The sequence below is a fragment of the Flagellimonas pacifica genome (assembly GCF_900215465.1).
In the GTDB taxonomy this organism is placed as follows: Bacteria; Bacteroidota; Bacteroidia; order Flavobacteriales; family Flavobacteriaceae; genus Flagellimonas; species Flagellimonas pacifica.
In genome coordinates, this window is the sequence record NZ_OBEH01000002.1 from 125,413 (window position 1) to 144,682 (window position 19,270).

14 protein-coding genes are annotated in these 19,270 nt (G+C 38.5%); 6 read left to right on the forward strand and 8 right to left on the reverse strand.

Going from position 1 to position 19,270, the window contains the following annotated elements; translation table 11 throughout:
- The first annotated feature begins 188 nt into the window (after nucleotides 1–188).
- Together CRO15_RS06350 and CRO15_RS06355 are read left to right on the forward strand one after the other, a co-directional pair.
- Complete coding sequence (locus tag CRO15_RS06350) at nucleotides 189–1,028, forward strand: class I SAM-dependent methyltransferase (protein ID WP_097044980.1); 840 nt, start codon at nucleotides 189–191, stop codon at nucleotides 1,026–1,028.
- Entirely contained in the window at nucleotides 1,018–1,215 is a 198-nt protein-coding gene (locus CRO15_RS06355; RefSeq protein WP_097044981.1) for a hypothetical protein, read from the forward strand. Before CRO15_RS06350 ends, CRO15_RS06355 begins: the two co-directional genes overlap by 11 nt.
- Before the next feature lie 31 nt (nucleotides 1,216–1,246).
- On the opposite strand, the gene thrC is transcribed toward CRO15_RS06355, so the two are convergent.
- The 4 genes from thrC to CRO15_RS19855 all read right to left on the reverse strand — a co-directional run bounded on the left by thrC (nucleotide 1,247) and on the right by CRO15_RS19855 (nucleotide 6,153).
- Nucleotides 1,247–2,560: a threonine synthase gene (thrC, locus tag CRO15_RS06360; protein ID WP_097044982.1), complete on the reverse strand. Its 1,314-nt coding sequence runs from the start codon at nucleotides 2,558–2,560 to the stop codon at nucleotides 1,247–1,249.
- A 6-nt stretch (nucleotides 2,561–2,566) separates the two neighbouring features.
- A complete protein-coding gene (locus CRO15_RS06365) occupies nucleotides 2,567–3,487 on the reverse strand; it encodes a homoserine kinase (protein ID WP_097044983.1) in 921 nt (306 codons plus the stop codon).
- 1 nt (nucleotide 3,488) lies between these two features.
- The gene (thrA, locus tag CRO15_RS06370) at nucleotides 3,489–5,933 is read right to left on the reverse strand and encodes a bifunctional aspartate kinase/homoserine dehydrogenase I (protein ID WP_097044984.1); all 2,445 of its coding nucleotides are present in this window, start codon (nucleotides 5,931–5,933) and stop codon (nucleotides 3,489–3,491) included.
- 61 nt (nucleotides 5,934–5,994) lie between these two features.
- Entirely contained in the window at nucleotides 5,995–6,153 is a 159-nt protein-coding gene (locus CRO15_RS19855; protein WP_207763832.1) for a hypothetical protein, read from the reverse strand.
- Nucleotides 6,154–6,184: 31 nt separating this feature from the next.
- Here CRO15_RS19855 and CRO15_RS06375 point away from each other — a divergent pair, with 31 nt between their 5' ends.
- Complete coding sequence (locus tag CRO15_RS06375; protein WP_097044985.1) at nucleotides 6,185–7,723, forward strand: NAD(P)H-hydrate dehydratase; 1,539 nt, start codon at nucleotides 6,185–6,187, stop codon at nucleotides 7,721–7,723.
- A 1-nt stretch (nucleotide 7,724) separates the two neighbouring features.
- Here the strand turns inward: CRO15_RS06375 and CRO15_RS06380 are convergent, their stop codons facing one another.
- Together CRO15_RS06380 and CRO15_RS06385 are read right to left on the reverse strand one after the other, a co-directional pair.
- Entirely contained in the window at nucleotides 7,725–8,144 is a 420-nt protein-coding gene (locus CRO15_RS06380; RefSeq protein ID WP_097044986.1) for an STAS/SEC14 domain-containing protein, read from the reverse strand.
- 153 nt (nucleotides 8,145–8,297) lie between these two features.
- A complete protein-coding gene (locus CRO15_RS06385; RefSeq protein WP_097044987.1) occupies nucleotides 8,298–10,850 on the reverse strand; it encodes an ATP-dependent Clp protease ATP-binding subunit in 2,553 nt (850 codons plus the stop codon).
- A 260-nt stretch (nucleotides 10,851–11,110) separates the two neighbouring features.
- Between CRO15_RS06385 and gyrA the strand changes: the two genes are divergently transcribed.
- Both gyrA and CRO15_RS06395 read left to right on the forward strand, forming a co-directional pair.
- Nucleotides 11,111–13,642, forward strand: a complete 2,532-nt coding sequence (gene gyrA / locus CRO15_RS06390; protein ID WP_097044988.1) for a DNA gyrase subunit A — start codon at nucleotides 11,111–11,113, stop codon at nucleotides 13,640–13,642.
- A 28-nt stretch (nucleotides 13,643–13,670) separates the two neighbouring features.
- Entirely contained in the window at nucleotides 13,671–14,933 is a 1,263-nt protein-coding gene (locus CRO15_RS06395; protein ID WP_097044989.1) for a tetratricopeptide repeat protein, read from the forward strand.
- Nucleotides 14,934–15,089: 156 nt separating this feature from the next.
- Here the strand turns inward: CRO15_RS06395 and CRO15_RS06400 are convergent, their stop codons facing one another.
- Both CRO15_RS06400 and CRO15_RS06405 read right to left on the reverse strand, forming a co-directional pair.
- Entirely contained in the window at nucleotides 15,090–15,842 is a 753-nt protein-coding gene (locus CRO15_RS06400) for a C40 family peptidase (RefSeq protein WP_097044990.1), read from the reverse strand.
- A gap of 21 nt (nucleotides 15,843–15,863) precedes the next feature.
- On the reverse strand, nucleotides 15,864–17,039 hold the full coding sequence (locus CRO15_RS06405) for an acetyl-CoA C-acyltransferase (RefSeq protein WP_097044991.1): 1,176 nt from the start codon (nucleotides 17,037–17,039) through the stop codon (nucleotides 15,864–15,866).
- A gap of 113 nt (nucleotides 17,040–17,152) precedes the next feature.
- On the opposite strand from CRO15_RS06405, the gene CRO15_RS06410 reads away from it, so the two are divergent.
- Nucleotides 17,153–19,189 carry an HD family phosphohydrolase gene (locus CRO15_RS06410; protein WP_097044992.1) on the forward strand — a complete coding sequence of 679 codons (2,037 nt, stop codon included), beginning with the start codon at nucleotides 17,153–17,155 and terminating at the stop codon, nucleotides 19,187–19,189.
- Nucleotides 19,190–19,270 lie beyond the last annotated feature (81 nt).

Genomic DNA, 19,270 nt, shown 5'->3' on the forward strand with positions numbered 1-19,270 from the left:
TTTCTAAAAGGCAAGCTCAAAAAACGAGTTAATAAGTGTATTGAAACATTCTCATTTCAATGCTAGGATAATTACACCCAATTATTTCATAGAATTTTAAACAAAAGACAATTGATTTTTAAATCGATTGCTTTATCACTTTGTGCTGTCATCCAACATTCAAATGTGATCACAATACCACAAATAATATGCAGAGTAAACAGTTGATTAGTAGAAATATAGAACTATTTTATAACAAGGCATCCGAAGAAACCAGACTCAATAAGGGAATGGGGATATTTGAATTTGAGCGGGTTAAGTCGCTTATGGAAAAATATATATCGAGCCCATCATCGACCATAATTGATGTAGGAGGTGGAACGGGGAAATATTCGGAATGGCTTGCTAAAAAGGGGCATCAGGTTCATTTGGTGGAACCAGTGTCAAAGCATCTAAAAATAGCTCAGAATAGAGCGAATAAATTAAAAAACAAGTTTTCCGTCCACTTGGGAGAATCGAGAAAATTAGCTTTTTCGAATAATTATGCGGACTTGATAATTTTGCATGGACCACTTTATCATCTTCAGAATGAGAAGGACAGGGTTTTAACCATCAAAGAGGCCAAACGAGTCTTGAAAAACGATGGGATTATATTGGCATTTGCCATTAACTATACCGGATCAACTTTAGTTGGACTTTTGAGTGGACTTATTCATAAAAGAACATTTTTTGAAATGTGCAAGGAAGAGTTGACAACTGGGATACATAACCCACCGGATGATTTTCCCTGGATTTTGGCAGAGGCATATTATCACAAGCCACCCCAACTGAAAGACGAGTTTGTAAGTCAAGAGTTATCTCACCTTAACACCTATGCGGTTGAGGGTATGGCTTGGTTGGATAAAGATTTCTTTGTCAATATGTTAAATGACAAAAGAAAAGAAACGTTACTGGAACTTATACAGATTACAGAAAACGACCCTTACCTTTTACCATTTAGTCCGCACATGATGATAGCAGTTAAAAAACAAGATACTTATGGAAAATAAAAACAGATATTATAAAGTATTGAAAGAAAACAATGATAGGTTAAATGAAATTGACCTCGGCGAAAAGATTGGGCTTAGTGAAGATGAAACCAGAGCAATAATAGCTCAACTTTTAGCGGAACATAAAATTGTTTATGCTAAGAAGAACATCTGTAATTATCAAATTATGAAAAATAGAATAAGGTAATAAGGTTCAAGGGCAGTAACGATTATCTATATTAACCCGTTACTGCTTTTGTACCAGCCTTTAAATAGGATTTCAGTTCCTCGTAAGTGGAAATTTTATTCGATTTTTTATCCTTGTTCATTACTTTTTGTATTTGGGGAGGAATTTCTGGGGATAGCTCCAAAGTTTCTTCCACCACATCCAAAAATTTGACTGGATGCGCTGTTTCAAGAAAAATACCATAGGTATCGGGATGCGATTTTTGATATTCCTTCAATCCTAAATAACCCACGGCACCATGTGGGTCAGTAACATAACCGGTTTTGGTGTGAATGGCTTTCATTGCTAATTTGGTCTCCTCATCTGAAAAGGAATAGGAGGAAAGATTGCCCTTTAAGCTTGAAAAGTTGTCTTGATACAAATGCCTGATTCGGACAAAGTTGCTTGGATCACCAACATCCATGGCATTGGATATGGTAGCTACTGAAGGCATGGGCTCATAAACTCCTTTTTCCATGAAATTGGGAACCACTTTATTGGCATTGGTAGCGGCAACGAACTGTTTTACGGGCATGCCCAGTTTTTGGGCGACCATTCCGGCACAAATGTTTCCAAAATTACCTGATGGTACGGAGAACACAATTTCCTTTCCTTTGGATTTTGCTTGTTTGTAGGCAAACAAAAAGTAGAACAATTGGGGAAGCCATCTGGCAATATTTATACTATTGGCCGATGTCAATTTCTTTTGGTCCGTTATTGCAGTGTCCAAAAAAGCAGTTTTTACCATACGCTGGCAATCGTCAAAAGTCCCTTCGACTTCCATGGCCACAATATTCTGCCCTAAAGTGGTCAATTGCTTTTCTTGGATGTCGCTTACCTTTCTACTAGGGTATAGGATAACAACATTTACGCCTTCCACACCTAAAAAACCATTGGCAACGGCTCCGCCAGTATCACCCGAAGTGGCCACCAAAACGGTGACCTCATTTTTTTCTCCGTGGGAAAAATGACTCAAGCAGTTGGCCATAAATCGTGCGCCAACATCTTTAAAAGCCATAGTTGGGCCATGAAAAAGTTCAAGGGTGGCAATATTTTCCTCAATTTCCACCACTGGAAAATCAAAGTCTAATACATTTTGGATGATTTCCTTTAAAACGGCATCAGGAATTTCACCTTCCACAAATTGTTGGATGGCCCTAAAGGCCATCTCATGGTTTGAAAGCGAAGTGATATTGTCAAAAAACTCTTTGGGAAGGGGTTCAATCCTTTCAGGAAAATATAATCCTTTGTCCGGAGCTATTCCGGCAATAACGGCTTCTTTAAAAGAAACCCGTATGTTTTGATTGTTTAAACTGTAAAACTTCATGGGATGTTATAGTGGTTTTACGCCTTGGGTGTTGACTTTAGAAACATGGATTTCAAACGGAATTCCAATGTTCTGATATGTTTTTTTTATGGAATCTGCTACTTTTTGGGCGGTATCCATTCCTTTGCTCAATGCAAAAATAGAGGGCCCGGAACCTGAAATTCCGCCACCCAGAGCACCGGCACTTATGGCATTTGATTTTAACTCATCAAAACCGGGAATCAAGATAGACCTAATAGGTTCCACGATATGATCTTGTAGTGAACGGCCTATTAGCTCATAATCGGATTGGAAAAGTCCAGCAATAAGTCCACCTACGTTGCCCCATTGCTGAATCCCTTTTTCCAGGGTGATATTGGTTTTTAATATTTTTCTGGAATCTGATGTTTTTACCTCAATTTGGGGATGAATAACGGTAGCGTAAAGTTCGTTTGGTGTTGGAATAGGAACGATATCCAGCGGATTATAACTTCTCACCAGGGTAAAACCACCATAAATAGCTGGAGCCACATTGTCGGCATGGGCTACATTACTTGCCAATTTTTCGCCTTGCATGGCAAATTGTACCAATTCAAGGTTGGAAAAAGGCCTTCCCAAAAGCTCGTTCATGGCCCAAACGGCTCCTGCAGAACTGGCGGCGCTACTGCCAATACCACTGCCTGGCTTTATGTTTTTTTGGATTTCAATCTCAAAACCACCATTGTAATCACTCTTTTCCAAGAAAGCCAAGCCGGCAACCCCAGATACATTTTTAGAGGTTTCCAAAGGAAGGTCCTGACCTATAATTTTGGTAATGGTGATTCCTTTTTTAGCTGTTTTCCTAACAATCATTTCATCTCCAACGGCCTCCAATGCCAGTCCAAGGACATCAAATCCGCAAGACACATTGGCAATAGTTGCAGGGCAAAAAACTTTTATTTCTTCCATACTAGAAGTTTCCAATTCGTATAATATCAGCAAAGATACCTGAAGCGGTGACTTCCGCACCAGCACCAGCGCCTTTTATGATCAGAGGCTGGTTGGGATAACGCTCTGTAAAGAAAAGTACAATATTGTCGCTTCCTTCCAAATTGTAAAAATCATGTCCTTTAGGTATTTTTTGAAGTCCGACCTTGGCTTTTCCGTCCCCAAATTGGGCTACATATTTTAGTTTGCTATCTGCTTCGGAAGCTTCTTTATATATTTTCTGAAAATCAGTTTCATATTTCACCAAAGATTCAAAAAAGGCTTCGTTGGAATTGGTCTCCAAACTTTCTTTGGGCAGGAAGGCTTCGTTTTCAATCTGTTCAATATCCAATTGATTTCCACTTTCCCTGGCCAGAATAAGGATTTTTCGCATAACATCTATTCCACTTAGGTCTATGGTGGGGTCAGGTTCTGTGTAACCTTCTTTCTGTGCCTGTTTGACCACATCGTGAAAGGTGGTGGAGTCATCAAAATTGTTGAACACAAAATTCAAGCTCCCAGATAGTACAGCCTGAATCTTTTTGACCTTGTCCCCTGATGCAATCAAATGTTTAAGCGTATCGATTATTGGAAGTCCAGCACCAACGTTGGTCTCAAACAAGAAAGGCGCATTGTATTTTTTTGCTAACTGTTTCAGGTCTTTGTAATAATCATAATTGGATGAACATGCAATTTTATTACAGGTCACTACAGAGATGCTGTTTTTTAGATAATCTGGATAGCTTTGCGAAACTTCCTCACTAGCGGTATTGTCCACAAAAACACTGTTCCTAAAGTTCAAACTTTTTACTTTTTCGTAGAATTGACTTTTATCTGCTTTTTCACCGTTGGCCAAAGCCGTTTGCCAATTATTTAGGTTAATTCCATTCTCATCAAAAACCATGGTTCTGGAATTGCTGATACCAATTACCCTTATATTGAGTTTCAACTCTTCTTTTAGATAGGCATTTTGCTGTTGAATCTGCCCAAGGAATTTCGAACCCACATTCCCAACACCCATTACATAAAGGTTGAGCTGTTTGATGTTTTCTTCGAAAAATGCTTCATGGAGCGAGTTCAATGCCTTTTTTACATCCTCTTTTTTAATTACCGCAGAAATATTTCGTTCCGAAGCTCCTTGTGCAATGGCGCGTATGTTTACATTGTTTTTTCCGAGGGTACTGAACATTTTACCGCTCAATCCTTGGTGGCTTTTCATATTGTCGCCCACAAGTGCAATAATGGCAAGCTCTTTCTCAACGATAACAGGTTTTATTTTGCCACTTGCCACCTCATAATTAAACGACTCGTTTACCACTGCCACTGCTTTTTCAACATCATCATCTGAAATTCCAACACAGATGGAGTGTTCCGATGAGGCTTGGGTAATCAATACAACACTGATGTCCTCGAAGGACAGGGTTTCAAAAAAACGTTTTGAAATTCCGGGAATTCCAATCATACCAGGCCCTTCCAGTGAGAGGAGACTTATATTCCCAACATGGCTTATTCCTCTTACGGTTTTTCCATTTCCATGATTGTTTTTAGCAATATAGGTTCCAGGGTCTTCCGGATGAAAGGTGTTTTTAACGACAATGGGAATCTCTTTGTTGAGAATAGGCTGGATGGTTGGAGGGTACAATACCTTTGCACCGAAATGGGAAAGTTCCATGGCTTCTTCGTAACTGATGTTGGCCACACATTTGGCCTGCTTTACCAACTTGGGATTGGCGGTGTACATACCACTTACATCTGTCCAAATTTCCAGAATGTCGGCATTTTCAGCCGCAGCAATGATAGCTGCGGTATAATCAGAACCTCCTCTTCCCAAAGTTGTGGAATTCCCTGCTGAGCTTGACGCCACAAATCCCGGGAGTATGAACGTTTGATGTTTGTCTGCCTCAAAAAAAGCATTGCATTGCTGATTTGTTTTTTTGAAATCAACGGCAGCCTTTCCATAGTTTTCATCAGTAACAATAAGCTCACGACTGTCTTTAAAAGTTGCATCAAGACCTTCGGCTTTAAAGAACTCACTAATGATGAAAGAAGAGAGTAGCTCTCCGTAACTTACTATCTTATCGGAAAGTTTGGGTGTAATTTCCCCAATTAAAAAAGCGCCTTCCAGCAAAGTTTCCAACACGTTTAAATCGCTTTTTACCTTACTTAAAATTCCACTTTGCTTTTGAACTGGGATGAGTTCTTTTATGGTTGAGATATGTCTGTTCTCAATTTCAGCAAGACTTTCCTTGTATTTGAGATTTTGATTGGCGGCCAAGGATGCCGTGTTGAGCAGCAAATCTGTGATTCCTCCAAAAGCAGATACCACTACGGCCACTTTTTTGGACCCCACGTTCTGGACAATTACTTTAACTCGATTTATATTCTCTGGATTGGCGACCGAAGTGCCACCAAATTTTAAGACTTTCATGATTTTGTGATTTGTACAACTATTGAATAAATAAAAAAACGGACGGAGAGAAATATATAGATTACCCCAAAGGGGTGATAGTAATCACAGTAATGGTAGATGAAATGGTTTCCATCAATAAAGGTTTAATATCCGTTTGTTTAAATTGCATCATCAAGTAATGAGGTTCAAAAGTAGTACTTTTGAGAGCTTCGTCAAACGATTCTAAAATTTTTATCAAATCTATATTAATAACGAATTTTTCTTGTTGAATGAAAATTTTTACTGCTGCTCAAATCTATGAAGCTGATAAATTCACAATTGATAAACAGCAAATTACCAGTGATGAACTCATGGAAAGAGCTGCCACCAAGATATTTGAGTGGATGCATTCCCGCCTACAGGGGGCACAGGTAAACATTCAATTGTTTTGCGGAATTGGTAATAATGGAGGGGATGGAATAGCTCTTGCCCGTCATTTGGTAGAACATGGATATAATGTTCAGGTGCATGTTGTGAATTATAGTGAAAAGCGTTCAAAGGACTTTCTTTTGAATTTGGAACGACTAAAGGACAGAAAAATTTGGCCTCAATTCATAAATCAGGACTGTAATTTTCCGGACATAACCCCAAATGATATTGTAGTTGATGCCATTTTTGGTATTGGGCTGAACAGACCTCCCGATTCTTGGGTAGGGAATTTGATTAAGCATATAAATGCTTCCTCGGCATTTGTGTTGTCCGTAGATATTCCGTCAGGATTACCCTCAGATAGAATGCCATCTGCTCCGGAACATGTGATTGCCTCGAGTTATGTTTTAAGCTTTCAGGTTCCTAAACTGGTTTTCTTCCTTCCAGAAACGGGCATTTATGTGAACCAGTGGGAAGTTTTGGATATAGGTTTGGACACAAGCTTTTTGGGAGAAACGGACACGGATTACCATCTTATTGGCAGGCCCGAGGTTTTATCTATGTATCGACCTCGACTCAAATTTTCCCATAAGGGTATCTATGGGCATTCGGTGATTGTTGGAGGCAGTTATGGAAAAATAGGGGCGGTTCAGTTGACAAGTAATGCCTGCTTGTCTGTAGGGAGTGGCTTGGTTACCGCTTTAGTGCCTGAATGTGGTTATCAATCCCTTCAAACGGCAATTCCTGAGCTTATGGTCTTAACGGATGATGAGGATGATAGTCTCACGAAAATTGATATCCCTTTTGACCCTTCAGCTCTTGGTGTTGGTATGGGTATGGGGACAAAAGATGAAACAATCAAGGCATTTGGTGCTTTTTTGAAAAAGATGAGCATTCCTTTGGTAATTGATGCGGATGGGATTAACATTCTGGCCAAAAAATGGGAACTAATGGAAAGGGTGCCTAAACAATCAGTACTTACGCCACATCCTAAAGAATTGCAGCGTTTGATAGGGGAGTGGAAGGATGATTTTGAGAAACTGGAGAAAACGAAGCAATTTTCTGAGAAGCATGATTGTATTTTGGTCATTAAAGGAGCTCACACCATTACGGTCTATAAAGACAAGGGATATGTAAATACAACTGGAAACCCAGGGATGGCAACTGCTGGCAGTGGCGATGTGCTTACAGGAATGATAACTGGGTTGATGGCCCAAGGCTATTCTTCTCTAAATGCGGCTATTTTTGGAGTTTACCTGCATGGAATGGCAGGTGATATTGGAGCTTCGACTTCTGGTTATGAAGCCCTGAAGGCTTCGGGTATTGTGGAAAATATTGGGAAGGCATATTTGGAACTGTTGAGACCACCTTCGTCAGCAGAAAATAAAGAGGAGAACTAGACTAAATCTTGTCTTTCTTTTTCTTCTTTTTGAGTCTTTTCTTAACCCAGGCCAATGCGTTGTCATATTCAATGAAGAACTCCATGTTCTTTTTATAGAAAAGTTTTTCTATTTTGAAATTGTGCATGTCTATTTCTTTCTTAGACACAATAGCGAACGCTTTTAAGTTGGCCAAGCCCCTTAAATAGTTATATATGGTTGGATCTACAGCATACGAGTTTTTGCGCAAACTGATATACCCAAAATCTTTATCTCTGAAATGTATTTCGGAAATCCCGATAATTTGATAAGCTCTTTCCAGTGTAACAGTTGCACCTTCTTCAAAAGTGGATACCATATAGTTATCATAAACTTGAACATTTCCAATATCTAACTGGTATTCGCGTACAACAATAGCTTTCTTAGTGGAAGCAATTTTCATCCCCAAATAATTATAGTGTCTCTGATGACGAAATTATGGGGAAGCTAAAAAAGGTGAAAAAATAATAGATTAAACGCTTAAATATCGTTTGTAAGGTAAACTAAACCAAAAAAAGCCGGCGAAGGGCCGGCTCTTTACTGAGTTTATAATGGTCTAGTCTGCCTTGGGCGACTTTTCCGATTTTTTGATTTTTATGGTGAGTTCTTCTTTCTTGGTGTCTAAATCCATAAAGATGCTATCACCTTCATCCAATTTGGAGTTGACAATTTCCTCGGCCAAAGCGTCTTCAATGTATTTTTGTATTGCTCTTTTTAAAGGTCTTGCTCCATATTGTTTGTCAAACCCTTTGTCTGCAATGTAATCCTTGGCCTTTTTGGAAAGACTAAGATCGTACCCAATATCCTTGATTCTTTTAAAGAGTTTGTTCAACTCTATATCAATAATTTTATGGATGTCTTCCCTTTCTAAAGGATTAAACACGATAACATCATCAATTCTATTCAAGAATTCTGGAGCGAATGCCTTTTTAAGCGCATTTTCAATTACACCTTTTTGATGGCTGTCTGCTTGTGCTTTCTTTGCGGCAGTACCAAAACCAACACCTTGTCCAAAATCTTTTAATTGTCTTGCTCCAATATTTGAGGTCATTATGATAATAGTATTTCGAAAATCAATTTTTCGACCTAAACTATCCGTTAAAAAGCCATCGTCCAAAACTTGAAGTAGCATATTGAACACATCTGGGTGCGCTTTTTCCACTTCATCTAAAAGAATAACGGAATATGGTTTGCGCCTTACTTTTTCGGTCAGTTGTCCTCCTTCTTCATAACCTACATATCCTGGAGGCGCGCCTACCAATCTTGATATGGCGAATTTTTCCATGTACTCGCTCATATCGATCCTGATAAGGGCATCTTCAGAATCAAAAAGTTCTTTGGCAAGAACCTTTGCCAACTGTGTTTTACCCACACCTGTTTGCCCTAAGAAAACAAAAGAACCAATAGGTTTGTTAGGGTCTTTTAGTCCAGCACGGTTACGTTGAATGGCTTTGGCCACTTTGGCCACGGCTTCATCCTGTCCAATTACAAAACCTTTAATCAAGTCAGGTAATTCGGCCAGCTTGTTGCTCTCCGTTTGTGCAATTTTGTTCACGGGAATTCCGCTCATCATGGAAACAACATCAGCCACATTGTCTTCAGATACAATTTCTCTATGAAGTTTGCTTTCTTCTTCCCATCTTTCTTGGGCCGAGGCTAATTCTTTTTCTAAACGTTTTTCATCATCCCGAAGCTTTGCAGCTTCTTCATATTTCTGCTTTTTAACGACACTATTTTTAAGTTCCCGAACATCTTCCAATTGATTTTCCAACTCCAAAATTTGTTTTGGAACATCCATATTTACGATATGAACACGGGAACCTGCTTCATCCAAAGCATCTATAGCTTTGTCTGGGAGGAAACGATCTGTCATGTACCTGTTTGTCAGTTTAACACAGGCTAAAATGGCATCGTCTGTATAATTTACATTATGATGATCTTCATACTTGCCTTTAATGTTCATCAAAATTTCAATGGTTTCTTCAACAGTGGTAGGTTCAACCATTACTTTTTGAAAACGTCTTTCCAAGGCTCCATCTTTTTCAATGTACTGTCTATACTCATCCAGGGTAGTTGCTCCAATGCATTGGATTTCACCTCGAGCCAAAGCAGGTTTAAACATATTGGAGGCATCTAAACTACCAGTTGCCCCTCCTGCTCCTACAATAGTATGGATTTCATCAATGAAAAGAATAATGTCATCGTTCTTCTCAAGCTCGTTCATTACGGCTTTCATTCGCTCCTCAAATTGGCCGCGGTATTTTGTGCCAGCAACCAAAGAGGCAAGGTCTAACGTAACTACTCTTTTATTATATAGTATTCTTGAAACCTTTTTGTTGATAATCCTAAGTGCCAAACCTTCTGCAATGGCACTTTTACCAACACCAGGTTCACCAATCAATAGTGGATTGTTTTTCTTTCTTCTACTGAGTATTTGGGAGACGCGTTCTATTTCTTTTTCTCTTCCAACAACTGGGTCCAATTTATTTTCTTCAGCTAACTTGGTCAAATCACGTCCAAAATTGTCCAGAACGGGAGTTTTGGATTTCTTTGTTCCCTTTTGTGAGGAACTTGAGCCAAAGGTACCTTCTTTAGCATCCCCAACATCATCAGGGTCACTAGGAAATGATTCAGCTTGTGGTGAATCTAAGTAATCATCATCGCTAGTGATCATTGATTTAAATTGTTCTTTTACATTATCATAATCTACCTTCAGTTTATGTAACAACTTTGTGGTAGGGTCATTTTCGTTTCTGAGGATACAGAGCAGTAGATGAGCGGTATTAATGGAAGAACTTTGAAAAAGCTTTGCTTCCAAGAACGTAGTTTTTAAAGCACGCTCTGCCTGCCTTGTTAGGTGAAGGTTCTTTTTATCTTTTTGAATTGTTCCAGTGTTTGGATTGGCTGGGCTAAGAATTTCGACCTTTCTTCTCAAGTGATCCAAATCAACATCTAATGCATCTAGAATGTTGATGGCTTTGCCATTGCCATCTCGTAAAAGACCAAGCATGAGGTGTTCTGTTCCAATAAAATCGTGTCCTAATCTTAGAGCTTCTTCCTTGCTATATGCTATAACGTCCTTTACTCTTGGGGAAAAATTATCATCCATACGTTTCCTTTTCAGCAATTAAAATTAATAAAAGTATCCTTACAGTAGTCAAATACCATACCCATATTCGATAAACTTGTAATAAAAGTCGAAATAAAGTAGACTTTTACAAGGTTTAACAAAGCTTTATGCAAGTTTTGAGACTGAGAGTAATACTGTTGATAATTTTTTTAATAAAGTAACGGCCAAGCGTTTGTAAAGGTGCGATTTTGCGTATATTGGCATGATATTTTAACCACAAAAAACAATAAGATTTTAGCATGGCTGAAGGAGAAAAGTTAATTCCTATCAACATTGAAGATGAGATGAAATCTGCCTACATTGATTATTCAATGTCGGTCATTGTGTCACGTGCCCTGCCAGATGTTAGGGACGGACTTAAACCAGTTCATAGAAGAGTGCTTTTTGGCATGCATGAGCTCGGTGTAAGATCTAATAGTTCGCACAAGAAATCTGCTCGTATTGTTGGGGAAGTATTGGGTAAATACCACCCGCATGGTGATACCTCGGTATATGATTCCATGGTGCGTATGGCCCAAGAGTGGAGTTTAAGGTACATGTTGGTAGATGGACAGGGTAACTTTGGCTCGGTAGATGGCGATAGTCCTGCGGCGATGCGTTATACCGAAGCAAGAATGCGAAAGATTGCCGATGATATGTTGGCAGATATCGATAAGGATACGGTTGATCATCAATTAAATTTTGATGATTCATTAAAAGAACCAACTGTACTTCCAACTCGAGTTCCTAACCTATTGGTAAATGGAGCTTCTGGTATTGCAGTAGGTATGGCCACTAATATGCCACCGCATAACTTATCAGAAGTTGTGGACGGTACCATTGCATATATAGATAATAATGATATAGAGATAGATGAGTTGATTTCTCATATTAAAGCTCCCGATTTCCCGACCGGTGGAATAATATATGGGTATGATGGTGTAAAAGAGGCATTTCATACGGGGCGTGGTAGGGTTGTAATGCGTGCCAAGGCAACTTTTGAAGAAGTACAAGGACGAGAGTGTATTATTGTTACTGAGATACCATATCAGGTGAATAAGGCCGATATGATTAAAAAGACTGCTGACCTTGTTAATGATAAAAAGATAGAGGGCATTTCTACAATTCGTGATGAATCGGATAGAAAAGGTATGCGCATCGTTTACATTTTAAAGCGAGATGCCATTCCAAACATAGTGCTCAATATGCTTTATAAATATACAGCACTTCAATCTTCTTTTAGTGTCAATAATATTGCCTTGGTTAATGGAAGACCTCGGTTGCTCAATCTCAAGGAGATTATTCACTATTTTGTTGAGCATAGACATGAGGTTGTGGTTCGTAGAACCAAGTTTGAGCTTAAAAAGGCTGAAGATAGAGCACATATTCTTGAAGGGCTTATTATAGCCTCTGATAATATTGATGAGGTTATTGCCATTATCAGGGGGTCTTCCAATGTGGAAGAAGCCCGGAACAGTTTAATGGAGCGTTTCAAACTTACCGAAGTACAGGCAAAGGCTATTGTAGAAATGCGCTTACGCCAGCTTACAGGGTTGGAGCAGGACAAGCTACGTGAAGAGTATGATGCACTTTTAAAGACCATAGAGGATTTAAAAGATATTCTTGATAAGAAGGAGCGCAGAATGCAAATCATTAAGGATGAGCTTGGTGAAGTAAAGGATAAATATGGAGATGAGCGCAGATCAGAAATCAATTTTGCTGGAGGCGATTTGAGCATTGAAGATATGATTCCGGATGAGCAAGTTGTTATTACAATTTCCCATGCTGGTTATATCAAGAGAACACCTCTTACCGAATACAAGACCCAAAACAGGGGTGGAGTAGGGCAAAAGGCCTCATCAACACGAAATGAAGATTTCTTGGAGCATCTTTTCGTGGGAACCAACCATCAGTATATGTTGTTCTTCACCCAAAAAGGAAAATGTTTCTGGATGCGAGTCTATGAGATACCTGAAGGAAGCAGAACTTCTAAAGGAAGGGCTATTCAAAACCTTATCAATATTGAACAAGAAGATAAGGTCAAGGCCTTTATTTGTACACAAGATTTGAAGGACGAAGATTATGTGAACAGTCACTACGTAATTATGGCCACAAAGAAAGGTACCGTTAAAAAGACTTCCTTGGAACAATATTCCAGACCAAGACAAAATGGAATCAACGCTATTACCATTAGGGATGAAGATGAGTTGCTTGAAGCTAAGCTTACAACTGGTACTAGTCAGATTTTCTTGGGACTAAAATCAGGAAAAGCCATTCGTTTTGAAGAAGGCAAGACCAGACCAATGGGTAGAAATGCCTCCGGAGTTCGAGGTATATCTTTGGCCAATGATGAAGATGAGGTAATTGGAATGGTATCTGTCCATAATTTTGAGGACGATATCCTAGTGGTTTCCGAAAATGGTTACGGAAAACGTTCCACTATTGATGATTATAGAATCACAAATAGGGGAGGTAAAGGAGTTAAGACCATTTCCATAACAGAAAAAACTGGAGGTCTTGTAGCCATTAAAAATGTTACAGATTCAGATGACCTTATGATTATTAACAAATCGGGGATTGCTATTCGTACCAGTGTTGAGGATTTAAGAGTAATGGGAAGAGCTACGCAAGGTGTTCGACTTATCAATCTTAAGGACAAAGATTCTATTGCTGCGGTTGCCAAAGTAATGAAAGATGATGCCGCTATGGATGAAGCTGATATCCTTGATATTGAGGTGAATGGCGAAGATGGCACAGCAATTGATAACAATACTGACGACACTAAAGAATAATACATAAACACTAATAATTAATTTTAAAATGAAGACTAGGATTTTAATACTACTTGCAATCGGGGTTTCAACAATGGGATTTTCTCAGAAAAACGAGATCAAGGCTGCAGAAAAAGCACTTAAAACTGGGGATGCAGTAAGTGCAAAGGCCTCCTTGGAGGGAGCTGCTTCTTCAATAGATGCTGCCGATGCCAAATTACAAGCGCAGTATTATGCACTAAAAGGAAATGTGTATTCCGATTTGGCTAAAAAAGGGGATGCATCAGCTTTTGAAATTGCTGTTGAAGCCTTTAAGAAGGTAATTTCCGTTGAAGAGGCCAGTGGAAAAGAAAAATACACTACCGTGGCTACACAAAATTTGTCTCAGATTACTGCCGATTTAGTAAATGCTGCTGTTGAAGACAACAATAACAAAAAGTTTGATGAAGCAGCGGACAAATTGTACATGGGTTACACATTAAGCCCAAAGGATACAATATATCTTTATTATGCTGCAAGTAGTGCCGTAAATGGGCAGAATTATGAGAAAGCTTTGACTTACTACAATCAATTAAAAGAAATTGGTTATGATGGAAGTGGGGTTAACTACACGGCGGTAAACGTTGCTACAGATGAAGTGGAGACCATGGATGAAAATACTAGGGACCTTTATGTTAAAGCTGGTACGCACAAAGACCCGAAAGAAGAGAGAACACCATCTAAAACTGCTGAGATTGTTAAGAACATTGCACTGATCTATCAGCAATTAGGTGATAATGACAAAGCACTGGCCGCTTATGCAGATGCAAGAGCAGTAGATCCCAACGATGTAAATTTGGTGTTGGGAGAAGCTAATTTGCATTACGCAATGGGAGACAAGGATAAGTTTAAGGTTTTGATGGCCGAAGCTTCGCAAATGGCGCCGGATAATGCTGATTTGCTATATAATATTGGTGTAATCAATATGGAGCAAGGAAATTTGGAAGAAGCAAGAGATGCCTATAGGAAAACTTTGGCGGTCGATCCTGGTTATATCAATGCATTATTGAACCTATCAACAACATATGTAAATGAGGGTAATGGACTTATTGATGAAATGAATACGTTAGGTAGTTCAAGATCTGATATTGCCAGATATGATGAGTTAAAGAAACAAAAGGACGACTTGTTTTTAGAAGGTGCCAAAGTATTGGAAGAAGCCTTAAAAACAAATCCTGACAACCAAGGAGTGTTGTCCCAGTTAAAAAATATATACGGTGCGCTTGGTGATACAGAAAACTTTATGCGCATGAAAAAATTATTGGGAGAATAATAATTCAGTTATCCCTGAAGCAATAATTTTACTTGAAAATGTAAAGGCGGGCAATTGCCCGCCTTTTTGTTTGTATGCAAACTATTTTTAATCTTTTAGAATCTAAAAGTGGCTATGTTTTTCGGTTGTTAAAAAGAGGTTAGAGCTAAGGGCTGTTTACAATATCTTCTTTATTACGCGTAGCTTGTGAGTATATAATTTTTTCTCAGTATTAAAAATACCAGTATGGTCCAAACGATCAATACGAACATGTCCATGGGCATGAATAATGTAATTATCCTTTAAAATAATGCCTACATGATCAATAATCCCCTCGTTGTTATCAAAAAAGGCCAAATCACCGGGCTCACTTTCCTCAATAAAACTTAATGCCTCCCCCTGTTTGGATTGCCCTTCAGCATCACGTTTCAGCATGTAACCATTTATTTTGTATACCATTTGGGTGAATCCAGAACAGTCTATGCCAAAAGGAGTTTTTCCACCAAACAGATAAGGAGTTTTTAAATATAATAAGGAGGTATCTACCAAACTAGATTTTGGAATTTGTCCTTCTATGGAATCTCCTTCAAAAGAGTGATTCAATATTTTGGAGGTTGAAATTAGAGATCCTAAAAGTAAAGGTAGCAATATTCCTTTTTCATCACAGACATGGGAAACAATATCAAGAGAAAACCTGTCTTTGGTTTCAGTTTTCAATTGCAGAAATATTTCCTCATCAATCAATGTAATTTGATTGTTGGCCGTCCAGCCTTCATAGTTATCGTGGCTTACACGAATTCTACTCCATTTTTTCCTGCTTTCAAGAACCTTAAAGTACTCACCATACAATAGCTGAGATGCCATTTCCGAACTATCATCTGGAAGCGTTCTGATGGGAACAATACTTAGATGGCAAATACCATACTGCATTTAATGAGAGGCTAGAATTGGTTAATTTCTTTCAATAACAATTGCTGATGCCCCACCACCACCGTTACAGATGGCTGCAGCTCCTAATTTTGCATTGTTCTGTTCAAGTACACTGAGCAAGGTAATGGTAATTCTAGCGCCTGAACATCCCAATGGATGGCCCAATGAAACGGCACCACCATTTACATTTACATTAGAATCTTGTAATCCCAAAAGCTTCATATTGGCAAGTCCAACAACAGAAAAAGCTTCGTTAAACTCAAAAAAATCAATATCTTGTATAGATACCCCAGCTCTATCCAGAGCTTTGGGCAATGCTTTTGCCGGAGCTGTTGTAAACCATTTAGGTCCCTGGGCTGCATCAGCATATCCTTTTATAGAGGCAAGTGGGATTAAATTTAATTCTTTGGCTTTTTCTTCACTCATCAACACTACAGCGGCAGCCCCATCATTTATGGTAGATGCATTTGCGGCCGTAACTGTTCCGTCTTTGGTAAATGCTGCACGTAAAGCGGGAATCTTTTCCATTTTTACGTTCTTAAATTCTTCATCCTCCTTTACCACTACAGGTTCTCCTCTACGTTGTGGAACTTCCACGGGAACCACTTCATTCTTGAATTTACCTGTTTCCCAAGCTTTGGCTGATCTTTCATAAGATTGGATTGCAAAGGCATCTTGGTCCTCTCTGCTAAAGCTATGTTCCACTGCACAAGCATCCGCACAGACACCCATTGCATTTTGATCATATGCATCTACCAATCCATCCTTTTGCATACCATCAACTAATGTGGCCGGGCCAAATTTATGGCCGTTTCTCATTTGGGCATAATGGGGGATAAGACTCATATTTTCCATACCACCTGCCACTACAATCGAGTTTTCTCCCAGAGCAATGGATTGGGCACCCTGCATTATGGCTTTCATTCCAGAAGCACAGACTTTATTTACTGTGGTGCATGGAACAGAATCGGGTATTCCTGCATATATAGCCGCTTGTCTTGCCGGTGCCTGGCCAGTTCCGGCCTGTACAACATTACCCATCAAAACCTCTTCCACCAGTTCAGGCTTTAAAGCTATTTTTTCTAATGCCCCTTTTATGGCAACAGAACCTAATTTAGGTGCGGGAATACTGGATAATGCACCCATAAAACTTCCTATGGGAGTTCTTGCAACAGAAACAATTACTACTTTATACATATATGCATTTTTACTGATGCGAAAATACTAAAATTAAACGCAAAGCTCTAGGGCTTATATAGAGGTACATTGTCTTATTTATATTTTCTATTTTTGATGTTAACTGTACAAGAATGGGAAAAACTCTGGATAATGTCTATAAACACCAATCACTTGCTTACAAGTATTTCCTTTATTTTGTAACGGTTGCATTGATTGTATTTTTCTTTCCAAAGGGAGGTAAGTTCAAATATGAATTTCAAAAGGGTAAGCCGTGGCAGTATGAAAACCTATATGCCCCAATAGATTTTTCTATTAAAAAGACCAATGATGAGATAGCTGATGAGCAGCGTTCTTTACGAGATAACAAGACGAACTATTATACTTTCGATGAAAACATTCCTGCAAATGTTGAAAATAACATAGAAAAAGAGCTTCGAGGCCTTTTTACCTCTAATGTCTTTACTACGGCGCAGCAAAGAGTAATATTGAACACCAGCTTAGAGGTAATTGATAGTATTTACACTTTTGGAATCTTTCAAGATGTACCGGCGTCAAGCTCTGTCTTACTGGTTAGGAGCAATGAGGCCAGAACATTGAATTCAAATAGTTTTATTGACTTACAGAAGGCAAAACAAAAAGTAGCATCAATTCTTGCCAATAAAGAATCACCAGCTAGGACAACCCTGGAAAATATCATAGGTCAAGTTTTGCAGGTCAATATTTTCTATAATGATGTTTTAACGGAAAAGGTACTGGAAGAAGAACTTTCCAAGATTTCATATACCAGGGGGAATATTTCAGAAGGTAGATTGATTATAGCTAAAGGGGAAGTAGTTGAGGCTGAAAACTTCAAAATCCTGAATTCTTTAAAAGAAGAATATGAATCGGAGTTATGGAGGGGCAATAATTACTACTTTATCCTTTTAGGGTACACCATATTAGTGGCTTTAGTGCTTGTGATGCTCTTTTTGTTCCTAAAAAGATATAGGAGTGAAATCTTTAAGAACAACAACAAAGTCACCTTCATTTTTGTCAATATTTTGTTGATGGTCTTGGCCACCACACTTATGGTAAAAAACAATGAAAGTTACGTTTATGTAGTTCCACTTTGTATTCTTCCTTTAATTCTTAAAAACTTTTTTGATGCAAGACTTGGACTCTTTGTTCATGTTTTGACGGTATTGATACTTGGATTTGTTGTCCCCAATAGTTTCGAATACATATTCTTACAGATTATTGCGGGAATAGTGACCATCTTAACAGCATCAGAACTTTACAAAAGGGCAAATCTGTTTATTTCGGTTGGTCAAATTACATTGATATATATCATTGGATACTTTGCTTTTCATGCCATTCACGAAGGTAATCTGGAGAATATTGAATGGATTTTGTTTGGAGTTTTTGTTCTAAATGGACTTCTTACTCTTTTTGCACAACCCTTGATTTATATGTATGAAAAAGTATTTGGTTTGATATCTGATGTTTCCTTGCTGGAGCTTTCCGATACCAATTCAAAATTACTAAAGGAATTATCAGATAAAGCTCCTGGTACCTTTCACCACTCACTTCAGGTGGCCAATTTGGCTGAGGCTGCTGCCAATGAAATAGGAGCTAATGCCATGCTAGTCAGGGTAGGGGCGTTGTATCACGACATTGGAAAGATGAACAAGCCTACCTATTTTACAGAGAACCAAATCACCAATGTTAATCCGCATGATGATTTACCACCTAAGGAAAGTGCAAAAATTATTATTGATCATGTCATAAATGGAATTGAAATTGCAAGGAAGAACAAGCTCCCAGATAGGATAATCGACTTTTTACGTACCCATCACGGCACAACTTTGGTCTTCTATTTTTATAAAAAACAGCAAGAATTGGAGACAGAGGTTGACGATAAAGATTTTAGATACCCGGGACCAATTCCTTTTTCAAGGGAAACAGCAATTTTAATGATGGCAGATGCAGTTGAAGCCGCTTCTAAAAGTTTAAAAAGTCCCACATATATTATTATTGATGAATTTGTGGAAAAGATTGTAAAAGGACAAATGCAGGCCAATCAATTTCTCAACGCCAATATTACTTTAAAAGAGATTGAAATGGTCAAGAAAGTCTTGAAACAAAAACTAACCAATATCTACCATTTACGAGTTGAATACCCTGAGTAATAGGATACAAGATATTTTGGTTTAAAAAAATGGAAAAATAGTTGCGATGTATCGTATGAAAAGGTACATTTGCATCCGCAT

Excerpts from the sequence above, each read along its gene's own strand:
- CRO15_RS06350 (WP_097044980.1), top strand. The coding sequence starts at position 189 with ATGCAGAGTAAACAGTTGATTAGTAGAAATATAGAACTATTTTATAAC.
- CRO15_RS06355 (WP_097044981.1), top strand. The coding sequence starts at position 1,018 with ATGGAAAATAAAAACAGATATTATAAAGTATTGAAAGAAAACAATGAT.
- thrC (WP_097044982.1), bottom strand. The coding sequence starts at position 2,560 with ATGAAGTTTTACAGTTTAAACAATCAAAACATACGGGTTTCTTTTAAA.
- CRO15_RS06365 (WP_097044983.1), bottom strand. The coding sequence starts at position 3,487 with ATGGAAGAAATAAAAGTTTTTTGCCCTGCAACTATTGCCAATGTGTCT.
- thrA (WP_097044984.1), bottom strand. The coding sequence starts at position 5,933 with ATGAAAGTCTTAAAATTTGGTGGCACTTCGGTCGCCAATCCAGAGAAT.
- CRO15_RS06375 (WP_097044985.1), top strand. The coding sequence starts at position 6,185 with ATGAAAATTTTTACTGCTGCTCAAATCTATGAAGCTGATAAATTCACA.
- CRO15_RS06380 (WP_097044986.1), bottom strand. The coding sequence starts at position 8,144 with ATGAAAATTGCTTCCACTAAGAAAGCTATTGTTGTACGCGAATACCAG.
- CRO15_RS06385 (WP_097044987.1), bottom strand. The coding sequence starts at position 10,850 with ATGGATGATAATTTTTCCCCAAGAGTAAAGGACGTTATAGCATATAGC.
- gyrA (WP_097044988.1), top strand. The coding sequence starts at position 11,111 with ATGGCTGAAGGAGAAAAGTTAATTCCTATCAACATTGAAGATGAGATG.
- CRO15_RS06395 (WP_097044989.1), top strand. The coding sequence starts at position 13,671 with ATGAAGACTAGGATTTTAATACTACTTGCAATCGGGGTTTCAACAATG.
- CRO15_RS06400 (WP_097044990.1), bottom strand. The coding sequence starts at position 15,842 with ATGCAGTATGGTATTTGCCATCTAAGTATTGTTCCCATCAGAACGCTT.
- CRO15_RS06405 (WP_097044991.1), bottom strand. The coding sequence starts at position 17,039 with ATGTATAAAGTAGTAATTGTTTCTGTTGCAAGAACTCCCATAGGAAGT.
- CRO15_RS06410 (WP_097044992.1), top strand. The coding sequence starts at position 17,153 with ATGGGAAAAACTCTGGATAATGTCTATAAACACCAATCACTTGCTTAC.